We start from the raw sequence: 13,421 nt of genomic DNA, 5'->3' as shown, positions 1-13,421 counted from the left end.
TAAGCGTTTCTTGACCGTTGACTGCGAAGGTTTCTCGAACGGGGAGTTGTATGAATTGCCGCAGTCATGAGGTCTAGAAGCAACGGATCAGGTTTGGGTCGCCATACCACGGTGACTGGCGTGCTTTTTTCCTTCGCAATCATTGTCGCCATCGTCACGATCATGGTGTTGACGGCGTTAGAGCGCGTTTCCGAAAATGCCAATGTGCTGGACGATGAGCGCTCGCGCGAAACCACAGTCGGCGCACTCAAGACCTTCGAAGATCAGCTTGCCGCCACGCTTGACGACTACGCCGCCTGGGATGACGCGGCAGCGAATGTCTACGATCCTGGGGGCATGGCGTGGACGATCAGCAACTACGGTGAGATGTCCCTCAACAGCCCTCTCTTCGACATGGCCATCGTTATTGACGACCAGAAGAAAACCGTTATGTCCTATCAGGACGGCTTGCCCATGCAGATGCCGGTCACTGATTTCTTCTCCCCCTCGCTTTGGCGGCTTCTGGACAAGGTTCGGGGGCCTGATGCCGGCGAAAAGCCGGAAGCTACCGGTTTCATCAAGACCGCGAGAGGCATTGCCGCCGTCGGTATCGCGCTTGTGCGAGAGAAGTCAGGTGAGCTTGATAAGCCTGCCGGTCAGCATCGGTATCTGATTTTCGCCCGACATCTCGACGAGGAAAAGATAACCGCTCTCGGCACCACCTACGTGTTGAACGGGTTGCGGCTGGTGCCTGCGAATTTTGCCTCGGCCTATTCGGTGGAAATCGCAGATCCCGCTCGCGCGGTTCTTGGCAAGCTTGTCTGGGTTTCGCGTTCGCCCGGCGATATCGGCTATGCGCAGGTCCGACCGATGGTCATCGAGGCGCTTGGTCTTGTCGGCTTGTTCTTCGTCGTCCTCCTCATCATCGGCTGGCTGGCGGGACGACGCCTGAAAGCGGAGGAAAACAGCGCGCGTGAAGAAGCGCTTCGCGATCGGCTGAGCGGCCTTTCCAACCGCGACGGCCTGGGACTGGCGGTCGACGCCTTCGTTGCGGAAGCGCGGCAGGCGAAGCGGAACGTCCTGCTGCTCTATCTCGATCTCGACGGTTTCAAGGAAGTCAACGACAGCTACGGCCACGGCACCGGCGACCAGTTGATCCGCGCTGTTGCGGCGGGGCTGGACGTGTTGATCCCTCGTGATGCCGTGCTCGCGCGCATCGGCGGTGATGAATTCGCGATCGCTTTCCTTTCGGATGCCGAGAATGCGGCGGCCCTGCAACTTGCGGAGCAGATTCTCGATTTCCTTGCCGAGCCGCTCGAAGTCGGCCGTCGTATCGTCGTGGTCGGCGCCAGCATCGGCATCGCGATGTCGTCGCTTGGTTCGATCGGTCGAGAGGAGTTGGTGCGTCGCGCCGATTTGGCCATGTATAAGGCGAAGGAAGCCGGCCGCGCCCGTATGACGCTCTACGATCCGGTAATGGATACAGATCGCGCACAACGCAACGCGCTGGAGCTTGATCTGCGTATCGCCATCGAAAGCGGCGATCTCACGCTAGCCTATCAGCCGCTCGTCGATGCCACGACGCATGAGATGAATGGCGTGGAGGCGCTTGTGCGCTGGAACCGGCCGGGCCACGGTCCGGTTTCGCCCGAGATTTTCATTCCGATCGCCGAGACCAGCGGACTCATCGAATCCCTCGGTCTTTTCGTGTTGCGCAAGGCCTGCGAAACTGCAAAGCAGTGGCCGGAGCTGAAGATCTCAGTCAACGTTTCACCGGGCCAGTTCCGCAATCCGGCCTTCACCGATTACGTTCGCTATGTCCTGAAGCAGACGGAGATCGAGGCTAGTCGCGTCACGCTCGAAATCACCGAAGGCTATATGATCCAGAATCCGCAGCGTACACGCCAGTCGATCGAGCGGCTGAAGTCGCTTGGCGTGAAGGTAGCGCTCGATGACTTCGGCTCGGGTTTCTCATCGATCGGCTATCTGCGTCAGTTCGGCTTCGACCGCATCAAGATCGATCGTTCGCTGGTGACAGATATCACCACCGACAGCAGGCAGCGCGAAATGCTGCAGGCGACCGTGGCACTCGCGCGTGCGCTCGACATTCCCGTCACGGCGGAGGGAATCGAGACGGAAGAGCAGGCGGTCGCGCTGCGCCTCTTCGGTTGTGACTGCCTGCAAGGCTATTTCTTCGGAAAGCCGATGGTGGCCGATCAGATCAACGACCTGTTGCGGGAGCGGCGCGAAGCACGGGTCCTGCGCCGGATAGCCGGGTGAATCGGCGCTTTATGTACCCATATGCTTCTGGCCGCGCTTCTTGGCGAGCGCGATCTGATGCTGGCGCTGGCGATAGCGCAGGCGGTCTTCCTCACTGCGCGTGTGGTAGCAATTGCTGCAGGAAACGCCTTCCTCGTAATGGGGCGAGGTGACTTCTTCTGCCGTGATCGGATTGCGGCAGGCATGGCACAGCTTATGCTCACCCTCCTTCAGACCGTGCTCGACGGAAACGCGCTCGTCGAAGACGAAGCAGGCGCCATCCCAGAGGCTTTCTTCCTGTGGCACTTCCTCCAGATATTTCAGAATGCCGCCCTTGAGGTGATAGACCTCCTCAAAACCCTGTTCCTTCATGAAAGCCGTCGCCTTCTCGCAGCGGATGCCGCCGGTGCAGTACATGGCGATCTTGGGCTTGTTGTGCAGGCCGGGATTGTTGCGCACCCAGTCCGGGAACTCACGGAACGTCTTGGTCTTCGGATCCACCGCGCCGCGGAAGATGCCGATGGCCGTCTCGTAGTCGTTGCGCGTGTCGATGACGATCGTATCGGGATCGGAGATCAGCCTATTCCAGTCAGCAGGATCGACATAGGTTCCGACTACCTTGTTGGGGTCGACGTTCTCGACGCCCATGGTGACGATTTCCTTTTTAAGCTTCACCTTCATCCGCAGGAAAGGCATTTTTGAAGCGTGGCTTTCCTTATGCTCAAGCGCGGCGAATTCCGGCTGGGCGCGCAGGAAGGCAAGCACGGTTCGGATGCCGGCATCCGGACCTGCGATGGTGCCGTTGATGCCTTCATGAGCAAGCAAAATCGTGCCCTTTATGCCATTCTCTTCACAGAGCGTTTGCAGGGGCTGTTGAAGGCTTTCGTAACGCGGCAGCGAGACGAAATGGTAAAGTGCTGCCACGAGGAACGGGCTTGTCTGGATCGCATTGTCGGTCATGCGCGTGGAAATACAGAATATGCCGGACTTGCGCAATGATATTACGCAAGTCCGTCCCTTGCGATCACGACCTATCGTAGGGTCTTCCATTCCGTATAGGACCGCATGCCGAAAGTCGCATTCGGCTCGTCGTCGAGCACGCTCAGGAATTCGATAGAATGCCCGTCGGGATCGTGGAAATAGAGCGAGAGCGCCGGCACCCAGCCGATCACGATGGGTTCGGTGATCGGCTCGCCATGAAAGCCATGCGGCTTCAGACCCTTGTCGATCAGCAACGCCGGAGCCCGCATCATCTCCTCCTGGGACAAACGGAAGGCCATATGCAGGCGCATTTTCAAAGGGCCGGTGCCGGTTTCCCAGAGGCCCAGCATGGCGTTCTTCTTGCCGTCCACCCAAAAGAAGGCGATGCGGCGCTCGGGAAACTCCGCGGCAAATTCGAGGCCCAGAATGTCGCGATAGAACGGGATGGATATTCTTAGATCGGCGACGGTGAGGTGGGTTTCGTAAATGCCCTGGATCTGGGGCGTCGTTGCATGGTCTGCAGACATATTTTCCTCGCTCGGTTTATGGACCGGCCGAGACTGCGACCTCATGTAAAGTTGAGGTCAACAAGCAAATGCATCAATTGCCGACAGACACCCAGAGCAGTTCCAGACGCTGCGCTTCATCGTCAGGATCGTCACCATAGAGCGTTTCGGCGCTGAGCAGCGCTTCGCGCCGATCCTCCTGCTGGCGGAAGATGATCGCATCCAACAGATGGGCGAGATCGTCGTTGCGGGTGAAGAGCTGCGGTTCTGACTCGACTAGACCCGAAAGCACGGAGAGATCATTGATGTGACCGAGGCGTTCGACAAGATCCTTGGCGAAGTCGCGCTTTGTCTTCATGGCGCTTGGCCAGAGATCGCGAAGAAGGGCGTGATAGAGGCGATAGTCATAGGTGCGCTTGCGCAGCTCGTGGAAGTCTTCAGCTGCTGCATCCTCATGACAGGCATCCAGCGCTTGCTTTGCACGTGATGCCGTCCGGCGCCAACCTTTTGCCAACATGCGGGCATTCTTGCGGCGGCTCTTGTCGAAGATGACATTGTCGAGCGCTGCGATCGCATCCCGGAGCGTGCCGGCGGTATCGAGCAGCCGTTGTTCAAGGCCGCTCTCGGCTTCTGCCATCCAGTCGCGACGCGCTTCCAGGACGGAAACGATGCGACCGAGTGCCTCCGTCTCTTCAGTGCTGCGAGCATTCTCCTGCAGGTAGCGGCCGGTGCCGACGATTGCTGCGGCATCGCGGATGGCCGAGAGCGACCCCGCCGCGGCCTTGAGCCGAGCATTCTCCTGCTTCTGGAAATCCGGCGCCTCCCGGGACACCAGGCGATAGAGCGAACGCAGCCGCTTCATATTCTTGCGAAAGGCGTGGATCGCCTCATGGGCACCTTCCGGCCGCTCTTCCAGAACCGTGATGGCATACATGAGCTGTTCCTTGGCTGCGCTTCGGAACTCGTCGGTAAAGTCGGCCTCAGGCCGTATGCGATAGCCCATGCCTATCGTGCTCGAACTCTGTGGCAAGCGCCTGATTGGAATAGCGGAAATCGCCCGTCACCTCGCGGCCGAGCCAAGTGGGCAAAGAGGGGTTGTCGGTCTCTGCCTGCATCTCGACTTCGGCGATGACGAGGCCGCGATGGGCACCGGCGAAGACATCGACTTCCCAGACGAAACCTTCGTGCGGCACGCGATAACGTGTCTTCTCGATGACAATGCCGATGGCGTTTTCCAGCAGTTCTTCGGCGTCGGAGACAGGGATCTCATACTCGAATTCGTCGCGGACGAGGCTGCCTCGGCCGATCTTCAACGTCAGCCGTGCGGTCTTTTCATCCAATATCCGGATGCGTACCGAGCGGTCATCCATCGAGACGATATAGCCCTGCTTCAGGACCGATTTCGATTGGACTGCCGAGCGCCATGCATCGCTGCGCACGAGGAACTTCCGTTCGATCTCTTTCGCCATACGAATGAACCTTTTGTGACGATTGCGGCAGCCTAAACCAATTTCCAGGGATTTAACACCCGTCTTGTCTCGCGGGTTGGTTTTATCTCGACAAGCCTCTGCGAGAGCGCTATTCGAAAGCCGATTTCAATCGTTTAAGGGAAACGCGGCCATGGGCGAGAAGACAGAGAAACTCCTTTCCATCTTGAAACTCCAGCCCGTCGTTCCGGTTCTGATCGTAGAGGACGCGAAGTCGGCCGTATCGCTGGCTCGCGCACTCGTTGCCGGCGGCTTGAAGGCCATCGAAATAACCATGCGCACGCCGGCCGCTCTCGATGCCGTGCGCGCCGTTGCCGCTGAAGTGGAAGGCGCAGAAGTCGGCGCTGGCACGATCCTCAACGCCGCTCACTGGGAGGCAGCCGTACAGGCGGGCTCCAAGTTCATCGTCAGCCCTGGGACGACGCAGGAGCTTCTCGATGCCGCAGCTGATTCTCCCGTGCCGCTGCTCCCAGGTGCGGCGACAGCAAGCGAAGTCATGGCACTGCGCGAGGAAGGCTACCAGGTACTGAAGTTCTTCCCGGCCGAGCAGGCTGGTGGTGCAGCCTATCTTAAGGCGCTTTCCTCGCCGCTTGCTGGTACATTCTTTTGCCCGACCGGCGGCATTTCACTGAAGAATGCCAATGATTACCTCTCGCTGCCGAACGTCATCTGCGTTGGCGGCTCATGGGTGGCGCCCAAGGAACTCGTCGCTGCGGGTGACTGGGCAGGCATCACTAAGCTCGCTTCCGAAGCTTTTGCGTTGAAGGGCTGAGTTCTCAACGCCTTCGGCGGTGTTTGCAGGTTTTGAACGGGGGTGGTTATGCCGCCCTCGTTTGTATTTCGGCAGTCGCAAACCTATGTTCTCCTCCAGCCTCTAAAACAGGGAGAGACAGAGGACATGTTCGACGCGAAGAAACTACTCGACCAGTTTCTGGGATCGCAGATGCCGGGCGTGGGCGGCAGCGTACGTGACAGGGCCGGCGACGCGATCCAGATGGCGAAGCATAATCCGTTGAAGACCGGCGCACTCGCCGCCGTGCTTCTCGGTACCAAAACCGGCCGCAGCATCGCAGGCAACGCCATCACCATTGGCGGCCTCGCAGCCATTGCAGGCCTCGGATATCAGGCTTGGAAAAACTATCAGGCCGGGCAGGCGCCGGCAGCGCCCTCCGATGCTCCAACGGCGAACAATCCCGTTCTCCTGCCTCCGCCCGCCGAATCCGGCTTTGGGCCGGCTTCACCGGCAACCAGCAATGAATTCGTGCTCGTCCTCATCCGCGCCATGATCGCTGCCGCCAAGGCCGACGGTCATATCGACGATGCAGAACGCGCGCTCATCATGGACAAGGTCAAGGCCGCCGATGTCAGCGGCGAGGCGGCTACCTTCATAGAACGTGAGCTTTCCGAGCCGACGGATATCGATGCGCTTGTCGCCGCCGCGGTAACTGAGGAACAAAAGGTCGAGCTCTACACAGCATCACGCCTGACGATCGAGCCGGATTCGCGTGCCGAACGCGGCTATCTCGATCTGCTTGCCGGCAGGCTCGGCCTTCCCGACCAACTCGTCGATCACATCGAGGCGACGGTTTCCTCCGCAAAAACGACGCTGTCGCAGTAAGATCGGCGGCTGGTATTTCTTTGGCCAGTTGTCTTTACAAGGCGGCTGGCCTATCCACTCCTCGACAAGAGGAGTAACGATAGCCATGAGCCCGGAAAGCCGTTCGCAGGCGATTGCCGCCGCTATCATACTGGTTTGCGCCGGGCTGGTGATCTATTTCCTGCCTACCATCGTGCTGTGGATCGGCAGTTTCTCGCCGACATTGGCTGTTGTCGTTGGTATCTGTCTGCTGATGTGTTTCTTCGGCATATTCTGGCTGCGGGCGCACTATCAGCGCAGCAGGAAGCGTTGATGGCCTATCCCTGCAGGGAGGCTCCGAGGAGCAACGCGCCCATCAGGATCACGAGAATTGCGCCCAGTATCTCGATCGCATTGCCGATCCAGACGGAGGCTGACGAACCACGGCCGGAGAGGCGCACAGCAGTACTTTTGGCGGTGACGGCGAGCGTAGCGAGGATCGCAACTGTGATGGCGGTGCCGAGCGACATGGCGACGACCGAGAGTACGCCGCCGAAATAAAGCCCGTTCAGCAGCGAGAAGGTCATGACCAGCAAGGCGCCTGAGCAGGGGCGCAGACCGACGGCAATAACCGCCGACCAGGCTTCCCGAACGCTGAACCTGTCACCGCTGAGGAGCGAAGGATCGGGCACGTGGGCGTTGCCGCAGGTCTCGCAGAGCATGCCGGGCACATATGTATGGCCAGGCTCTACGGCCTGCGCCTTGCCGCTGAAGCTGAAATTGCTGTTCTGGCGTTCAGCCGCATTGTCTTTCCACTCCAGCATCATGCTGACCGGACCAGCCGGCGTTGCCATCAGTTGCCGGCGCGGCCGGCTCCAGGCTAAGGAGCGCAATTTGCGGAAAAGCAGCCATCCGCCGAAGAGGATGACCATCACGAAGCTCGTGATTTCCATGGCCTGCGTCGCCATGGTCAGCGTGATGCCGGTGCCGCGCAGCACCAGCCAGGCGCCGCCGACGAGGACGACAGCCATGAAGCCCTGGATGAAGGCAGAGATGAAGGAGATCATCACGCCGCGTCGGAGCTCGACCTCGTTGGCGATCATATAGGAGGAAATGACGGCCTTGCCGTGACCCGGGCCAGCGGCGTGGAAGACACCATACGCAAAGGACAGGCCAATCAGCGAGGAAAGCTGCCATGGATCCTGGCGCATCTCCTTCAGTGCGCCAGTCAGCGCGCGATAGAAGGCCTGCTGTTCGTAATTGACGTAGAGGAAAAGAGATGCCAGCGGCCCGCCTGTCGGCTGGAAGCTTGGCTCCGCCGTACCAATGCCGAGCGGCGATTGCGCATGGGCAGCAATGGTCATGACGGCAAGTACGAGCAGGGCGGGAGGCAGGCGCTTTATCAGCATGTGACCTCGAGACGGGTGGCAAAAAGTTTCGACATATTGGTGCCGGTCGGGTCGTTGAAGAAAGCGTCGGTCAGCGACTGTTTATTTTGCGAAATCACTTCGTCTGCATCCGGGCGCACGACCGCTTGTTTGCAGGCCTTGAAACCGTCTCCGACTATGGCGAGTTCTTTATCGGTGGGGAAGTCGATCGAGGTGTAGAGCGTCGGATCATAAACACCGAAGGTCAGCTTGCCTTTCAATGGCATTTTTTCCGCTGGTTTGACGGCAAAGAACATCAGAAGCTGCCCTTCTTTGTAATCGACATGGATGATGTCCGGCTTCTGGACTTTGACGTTCTTCCCGTTGACCGTCAGATTCATGTAGTAGTCGTAATCGGCAAGCGAATCCCTGACCGTCTTGCCGACCTCCGCAAGTTCGTTCGGCTCTAGCTTCAGATCGGTGTTCTTGTCGAAATCCATGACGACTGACGACGAGAAGACTTCGTCGAAACGCCAGACGTTGCGCAGTTCCTGAATATTTCCGTCCGGTGCTGCGACAACTTCGAGCCGGGCCTCCACGAAGATGTGCGGATGGGCGAAGGCGGTGGCGGGGGCCAGTGAAAGAAGCCCGGCCGTCAGAAGTGTCGATTTCCTCATGCTTACCCGCTGCCCTGTTCGGTTGGGGCGATTTCTCACCAGAAAATGGGACGGAATTGGGACCGGCCCTGCGACGCTTGGGCGCACACCCCTTTTGCTTCAAGGATGTTTCTTGAACCAGTTGTGAAGGTAGTCCACGAAGATCCTGACCTTTGCCGGCAGATAGCGCCGATGGGGATAGACGGCATAGATGCCGCGATCGGTCGGAATGTAGTCGTTGAACAGCGTCACCAGCCTGCCATCCTCAATCGGCTTGCGGGCGATGAAATCAGGAATCAGCGCAATACCGATCCCGGACAGTGCTGCGCGCAAAGTTGCGTGCGGGCTGTTAACTTCCATCGGGCCGGAAACGGCGACCGCAAAGGAGGTACTGTCGGGATTGTAGAAGCGGATGCTTGCCTGGTTACGGGAGTTGGTGTCGACGATGAAGGGCACGTTGGAGATATCGCTCGGGTGCTCGATATTGGGGTAGCGTTCGAGGAATTCGGGGGTAGCGCATATGTGGACGCGGAAATCCGAGATTTTGCGAGCGATCATGCCAGAATCTTCGAGCTTGGTGACGCGGACGGCGACGTCGAAGCCTTCCTCGATCAGGTCGACAAAACGATCGTCGGCAGCGATCTCCAGCTGCAGGTTCGGATTTTCCCTGGCGAAATCGATCAGGGACTGTCCGACATCGGCATCGACGAAGGTGCGGGGCACGGAAACCTTCAGGCGCCCCTTCAGCTGGGCATTGTTCTCGCGCACGAGATCGGCCAGGTTGTCAATCTCCTTCAGGATATCGGAAGCGGTACGATAATAGGTGTGTCCGGCCTCCGTCATGGAGAACTGCCGGGTGGTGCGATTGAGCAACAGCGCGCCGAGCTCGTCTTCCAGTTCGCGCACGTATTTCGAGAGCAGCGCCTTGGAGCGCCCGGTGCGTCGTGCCGCAGCAGAAAAGCCTTCCGCTTCAACCACATCGATGAAAGCACGTATGCGGGTCAGGGTATCCACGGGCAATCCTCCAGATCTGTTGAAGGAGGTTGAACAAATTGTCCTTCATCGTTCAATTATTTTTTGGCCCCTAGCGAAAAATTTCTCTTGATTGTGAAGGCGAATGTTCTTATTTCCCAATCAGCCCAAAGTCGCACGTGCCCATGGGTGTCCGCCGAGCCCTCGAATTGGTGAGGAAATCGGTAAGGTACCTGGAATTAACCCCTCCAGTCGCTATTCCGGCCAACCGGAAAATGCGAGGACGCCTGAAGCAACGACGGTGCGGGCCTTTTTGTTCTCTCCCTGCTTTCCATCAGCGGGGGTTACTGAAGAGGCACACCTTCATTGCCGGAAGTGCGGCAGGGATATTTCCCTCCAATCCATGGCAGACAAAGCCGAACCTATACCGCGTCAGCGGCGTTGGTTCACTATCTGCGCATCAAGCGCCGTCAAGGATCCGGGGTCTCCACCGGCTGGTTCCTGAGCGGTTCTCGTATGCCCTTTGTCCTCCGGCTCATGCCGGAGTTCTGGAATTGGAAGAGGGAATCGACATGACCACCCAGCGCATCCGCGACTTTCTCGCAACCCGACGTCCCGACGGTCCCTGCCTCGTGGTTGACCTCGACGTCATCAGCGACAATTTCCATGCCTTCCGTCACGCGATGCCGGACAGTGCGATCTACTATGCCGTCAAGGCCAACCCGGCTCCGGAAGTCCTGAAGCTGCTCGCCAGTATGGGTTCCAACTTCGATTGCGCGTCCGTTGCGGAAATCGAAATGGCGCTTGAAGCTGGTGCGACCGCGGCGCGGATCTCCTACGGCAACACGATCAAGAAGGAACGCGATATCGCCCGCGCGCATATGCTCGGCGTCAGCATCTTTGCAGTCGACAGCCACGAGGAAGTCGAGAAGATTTCTCGTGCGGCTCCGGGTGCGCGTGTTTTCTGCCGAGTCCTGACCGACGGCGAAGGTGCTGAATGGCCGCTGTCGCGCAAGTTCGGTTGCGTTCCGCAGATGGCCGTCGACGTTCTCGTCTACGCGCATCAGCTCGGCCTGCAGTCCTACGGCGTGTCGTTCCATGTGGGCTCGCAGATGACCAAGGTCGATGCCTGGGATTCGGCGCTTGCCGATGCAAAGCGCGTCTTCGTCCAGCTTGCCAAGCAGGGCATCCACCTGCAGATGGTCAATATGGGCGGCGGCTTCCCAACCAAGTATCTGCGCGACGTTCCGTCCGCAGAAGCTTACGGTAAGTCGATCTACCAGGCGCTGCGCACGCATTTCGGTAACCAGATCCCGCAGACGATTATCGAGCCGGGTCGCGGCATGGTTGGAAATGCAGGTGTCATCAAGGCTGAAGTCGTGCTGATTTCCAAGAAGTCGGATAATGACGATGCACGCTGGGTCTTCCTTGACATCGGCAAATTCGGCGGTCTTGCCGAAACCATGGACGAAGCCATCCGTTACCCGATCCGAACCGAGCGTGACGGCGACGAGATGGAGCCCTGCGTGATCGCCGGCCCGACCTGCGATTCGGCCGATGTGCTGTATGAAAAGAACCTCTATCCGCTGCCGATTTCTCTCACGATCGGCGACGAAGTTCTGATTGAAGGCACCGGCGCCTACACGACGACCTATTCGGCGGTCGCTTTCAACGGCTTCGAACCGCTCAAAGCCTACGTCATCTAAGGTTGCTCTCGCCAGCCCCGTAGCCAGCCGGGGCGGCAATTTCACAATATTCGAAGTCACCGTCTGAAACGGTTTTGAGTGCGGGAGGCCAAAATGGCCGCTGTTCTTGATTCTGTCCGCGCATTCTTTGCGCCTGTCACTTTCACCATCGACGTGGAAAATCCGTCCGACGTCGTCGCTCGCGAAAGCCTGCTCGATCGCGTCATGGGCCCGGATCGCCGCAAAAAGTCGTCGGAAATAATCCGCCGCAACCGTGTGCCGGCCGAAGGGCTGGCACTGGTCGCGCGTGATCGCGACGGCCGTGTGATCGGGACGGTGCGCCTGTGGAATATCGAAGCAGGCATCAACCAGGAAGGCACGGCCCTCGACGCGCTGCTGCTCGGCCCGCTCGCCGTCGACGGCAAGCATGGCGGCAAGGGTATCGGCTCCGCTCTTATGCGCGCGGCGCTGCTTGAAGCAAAGAACCGCGGCCACGGTGCAGTCCTGCTCGTTGGCGATGCGGACTATTACGAGCGTTTCGGTTTCTCTGCCGAAAAGGCTCGTCACCTTGTCATGCCCGGCCCGTTCGAGCGTTCGCGCTTTCTTGCGCTGGAGCTCGTCGAAGGCTGGCTTGGCGGCGCCGCCGGCATGATCGTCCCATCGGGACGTATGCTGACCGGCGCGCCGGTCCGGAAGGCGGCCTGACCGGCTGAGTTCCTCCCGACCTCCGGAGGGGCTTTTTTTGTCTTGCAGCCACCTCTGTGGCTTACGGAGCCTTTGCCTCGATCCGCCCGTTGTCGATAAGCCAGCGGACGGCTTCCTGGACGGCCCGCAGCGAACTGTGCCGTGGCGTGAAGTCGAGCAGCCGGCGGGCTTTTTCCATCGAGCAGTTCGGGCTGCGGGCAATGTGTTCCCAGGTGGCTCGCGCGTCTTCTGGGCTCTGTCTTTCCGCCCATGCGTCGTAGGGCAGGAATTCCAGCTTCGCCTCCTGGCCAAACCAGGCGGCCATCGCCTCCGCGTAACCGCGCAGCGTGACCGCCTTTTCCGAAACCGCATGGAAAGCCTCGCCGATTGAAGCCTGCGGCTTTGCGATAGCAGCCATGAAAAGTTCGGCAATGTCATCGGCATGGACGTGGTGCACGGTTTCCATTCCGAAATTCGGGAGGCTCAGCGTTTCGCCGCGCGCCAACGTCGTAAAGACATCGGGATTGAAATGGCCTGCCGGGTTCAGCGGATTCCAGCCCGGACCCACGATGTGGCCGGGATGTATAAGGGTCGCGGGGAAGTTTTTCTGGTGTGCCATTTTCAGCAAAGAAGCCTCGATAGCAGCCTTCCTGACGCCATAGTCGCCGAAGGGCTTTTTCTGCGCCTCCTCGGGCGTTGGCACGACAGCAGAGAAACCGTGCGTCCAGATCGTGCCGGTGTGAAGAAAATGGCCGACATGGCTTTCGAGCGCCGTCACGAGCTGTTCGTTACTTTCAGGCGTGAAGCAGATCATGTCGATGACGATGTCACCTTCCAATGCGCGTATCTCCCGGCCGAAGCGGCCTTCAGCCTCCAGCGCTGCCCGATCCATGCGCCTGATATCGACGCGGCTCCAGGCGTCGTTCGCTTTGTAGGGTGTCGCCGCGCCGCGGCTGATCGCCACCACCTCATGGCCGGCTTCGATGAGGCGGGGCACGAGGTAGGTGCCGACATGTCCTGTTGCTCCTATGACGATAACGCGGGCCGTGCGGTCTCCTCCAGATGCGCATATGTGCTGGTCACAGGGCAGTATGTCGTGCCGCCTTGCGAAGCTGCAAGTAGCCAAGGCGTGGATTGTACAATTTGACCTTTAGGCTCCGGCAGATGAGCTCCTTGTCAAAGCGGTTTATCGCGGAAGCGCAAAGGCCCTAGCCGCGTCGAGGCGTCGGCGGAAAACCAGCAGCCCGCTTGAGCGAAGTGGTTTGCTGT

The 13,421-nt window shown here is 59.3% G+C and carries 14 protein-coding genes; 6 read left to right on the top strand and 8 right to left on the bottom strand.

All coding sequences use genetic code 11. The annotated features are described in order from the left end of the window. The first annotated feature begins 66 nt into the window (after window positions 1-66). Window positions 67-2,259: an EAL domain-containing protein gene (locus FHX15_RS16985; RefSeq protein WP_184399053.1), complete on the top strand. Its 2,193-nt coding sequence runs from the start codon at window positions 67-69 to the stop codon at window positions 2,257-2,259. A gap of 9 nt (window positions 2,260-2,268) precedes the next feature. On the opposite strand, the gene FHX15_RS16980 is transcribed toward FHX15_RS16985, so the two are convergent. From FHX15_RS16980 to FHX15_RS16965, 4 genes are all read right to left on the bottom strand, one after another. After that, complete coding sequence (locus FHX15_RS16980; RefSeq protein WP_184399051.1) at window positions 2,269-3,198, bottom strand: rhodanese-related sulfurtransferase; 930 nt, start codon at window positions 3,196-3,198, stop codon at window positions 2,269-2,271. Window positions 3,199-3,269: 71 nt separating this feature from the next. Then, window positions 3,270-3,746: a VOC family protein gene (locus FHX15_RS16975; protein WP_184399049.1), complete on the bottom strand. Its 477-nt coding sequence runs from the start codon at window positions 3,744-3,746 to the stop codon at window positions 3,270-3,272. 73 nt (window positions 3,747-3,819) lie between these two features. Beyond that, window positions 3,820-4,728: a CHAD domain-containing protein gene (locus FHX15_RS16970; protein ID WP_184399046.1), complete on the bottom strand. Its 909-nt coding sequence runs from the start codon at window positions 4,726-4,728 to the stop codon at window positions 3,820-3,822. After that, complete coding sequence (locus tag FHX15_RS16965) at window positions 4,706-5,194, bottom strand: CYTH domain-containing protein (protein ID WP_184399044.1); 489 nt, start codon at window positions 5,192-5,194, stop codon at window positions 4,706-4,708. The genes FHX15_RS16970 and FHX15_RS16965 overlap by 23 nt, the downstream gene beginning before the upstream one ends. 151 nt (window positions 5,195-5,345) lie before the next feature. Here FHX15_RS16965 and FHX15_RS16960 point away from each other — a divergent pair, with 151 nt between their 5' ends. From FHX15_RS16960 to FHX15_RS16950, 3 genes are all read left to right on the top strand, one after another. Further along, a complete protein-coding gene (locus FHX15_RS16960; RefSeq protein ID WP_113181532.1) occupies window positions 5,346-5,984 on the top strand; it encodes a 2-dehydro-3-deoxy-phosphogluconate aldolase in 639 nt (212 codons plus the stop codon). 126 nt (window positions 5,985-6,110) lie between these two features. Further along, the gene (locus FHX15_RS16955; protein ID WP_184399041.1) at window positions 6,111-6,830 is read left to right on the top strand and encodes a tellurite resistance TerB family protein; all 720 of its coding nucleotides are present in this window, start codon (window positions 6,111-6,113) and stop codon (window positions 6,828-6,830) included. A gap of 85 nt (window positions 6,831-6,915) precedes the next feature. Beyond that, window positions 6,916-7,122, top strand: a complete 207-nt coding sequence (locus tag FHX15_RS16950; RefSeq protein ID WP_184399039.1) for a hypothetical protein — start codon at window positions 6,916-6,918, stop codon at window positions 7,120-7,122. 4 nt (window positions 7,123-7,126) lie between these two features. On the opposite strand, the gene FHX15_RS16945 is transcribed toward FHX15_RS16950, so the two are convergent. From FHX15_RS16945 to FHX15_RS16935, 3 genes are all read right to left on the bottom strand, one after another. Beyond that, window positions 7,127-8,197, bottom strand: coding sequence for a nickel/cobalt transporter (locus FHX15_RS16945; protein ID WP_184399037.1), 1,071 nt, complete (start codon window positions 8,195-8,197; stop codon window positions 7,127-7,129). Beyond that, on the bottom strand, window positions 8,191-8,832 hold the full coding sequence (locus FHX15_RS16940) for a DUF1007 family protein (protein WP_184399035.1): 642 nt from the start codon (window positions 8,830-8,832) through the stop codon (window positions 8,191-8,193). The genes FHX15_RS16945 and FHX15_RS16940 overlap by 7 nt, the downstream gene beginning before the upstream one ends. A 99-nt stretch (window positions 8,833-8,931) precedes the next feature. Beyond that, window positions 8,932-9,825, bottom strand: a complete 894-nt coding sequence (locus FHX15_RS16935) for a LysR family transcriptional regulator (RefSeq protein WP_184399032.1) — start codon at window positions 9,823-9,825, stop codon at window positions 8,932-8,934. Window positions 9,826-10,355: 530 nt separating this feature from the next. Between FHX15_RS16935 and odc2 the strand changes: the two genes are divergently transcribed. Next, window positions 10,356-11,489, top strand: a complete 1,134-nt coding sequence (gene odc2 / locus FHX15_RS16930; RefSeq protein WP_184399030.1) for an ornithine/lysine decarboxylase — start codon at window positions 10,356-10,358, stop codon at window positions 11,487-11,489. 93 nt (window positions 11,490-11,582) lie between these two features. Further along, complete coding sequence (locus FHX15_RS16925) at window positions 11,583-12,173, top strand: GNAT family N-acetyltransferase (RefSeq protein WP_184399028.1); 591 nt, start codon at window positions 11,583-11,585, stop codon at window positions 12,171-12,173. Between the two features lie 61 nt (window positions 12,174-12,234). On the opposite strand, the gene FHX15_RS16920 is transcribed toward FHX15_RS16925, so the two are convergent. Beyond that, complete coding sequence (locus tag FHX15_RS16920) at window positions 12,235-13,224, bottom strand: NAD-dependent epimerase/dehydratase family protein (RefSeq protein WP_184399286.1); 990 nt, start codon at window positions 13,222-13,224, stop codon at window positions 12,235-12,237. Window positions 13,225-13,421: the final 197 nt, after the last annotated feature.

Source organism: Rhizobium sp. BK650, assembly GCF_014195325.1.
In the GTDB taxonomy this organism is placed as follows: Bacteria; Pseudomonadota; Alphaproteobacteria; order Rhizobiales; family Rhizobiaceae; genus Rhizobium.
Note: the sequence above shows the minus strand (reverse complement) of the source record. Positions and strands in the feature narration are given on the sequence as shown.

Coding starts and splice junctions, on each gene's coding strand:
- FHX15_RS16985 (WP_184399053.1), top strand. CDS start 67: ATGAGGTCTAGAAGCAACGGATCAGGTTTGGGTCGCCATACCACGGTG.
- FHX15_RS16980 (WP_184399051.1), bottom strand. CDS start 3,198: ATGACCGACAATGCGATCCAGACAAGCCCGTTCCTCGTGGCAGCACTT.
- FHX15_RS16975 (WP_184399049.1), bottom strand. CDS start 3,746: ATGTCTGCAGACCATGCAACGACGCCCCAGATCCAGGGCATTTACGAA.
- FHX15_RS16970 (WP_184399046.1), bottom strand. CDS start 4,728: ATGGGCTATCGCATACGGCCTGAGGCCGACTTTACCGACGAGTTCCGA.
- FHX15_RS16965 (WP_184399044.1), bottom strand. CDS start 5,194: ATGGCGAAAGAGATCGAACGGAAGTTCCTCGTGCGCAGCGATGCATGG.
- FHX15_RS16960 (WP_113181532.1), top strand. CDS start 5,346: ATGGGCGAGAAGACAGAGAAACTCCTTTCCATCTTGAAACTCCAGCCC.
- FHX15_RS16955 (WP_184399041.1), top strand. CDS start 6,111: ATGTTCGACGCGAAGAAACTACTCGACCAGTTTCTGGGATCGCAGATG.
- FHX15_RS16950 (WP_184399039.1), top strand. CDS start 6,916: ATGAGCCCGGAAAGCCGTTCGCAGGCGATTGCCGCCGCTATCATACTG.
- FHX15_RS16945 (WP_184399037.1), bottom strand. CDS start 8,197: ATGCTGATAAAGCGCCTGCCTCCCGCCCTGCTCGTACTTGCCGTCATG.
- FHX15_RS16940 (WP_184399035.1), bottom strand. CDS start 8,832: ATGAGGAAATCGACACTTCTGACGGCCGGGCTTCTTTCACTGGCCCCC.
- odc2 (WP_184399030.1), top strand. CDS start 10,356: ATGACCACCCAGCGCATCCGCGACTTTCTCGCAACCCGACGTCCCGAC.
- FHX15_RS16925 (WP_184399028.1), top strand. CDS start 11,583: ATGGCCGCTGTTCTTGATTCTGTCCGCGCATTCTTTGCGCCTGTCACT.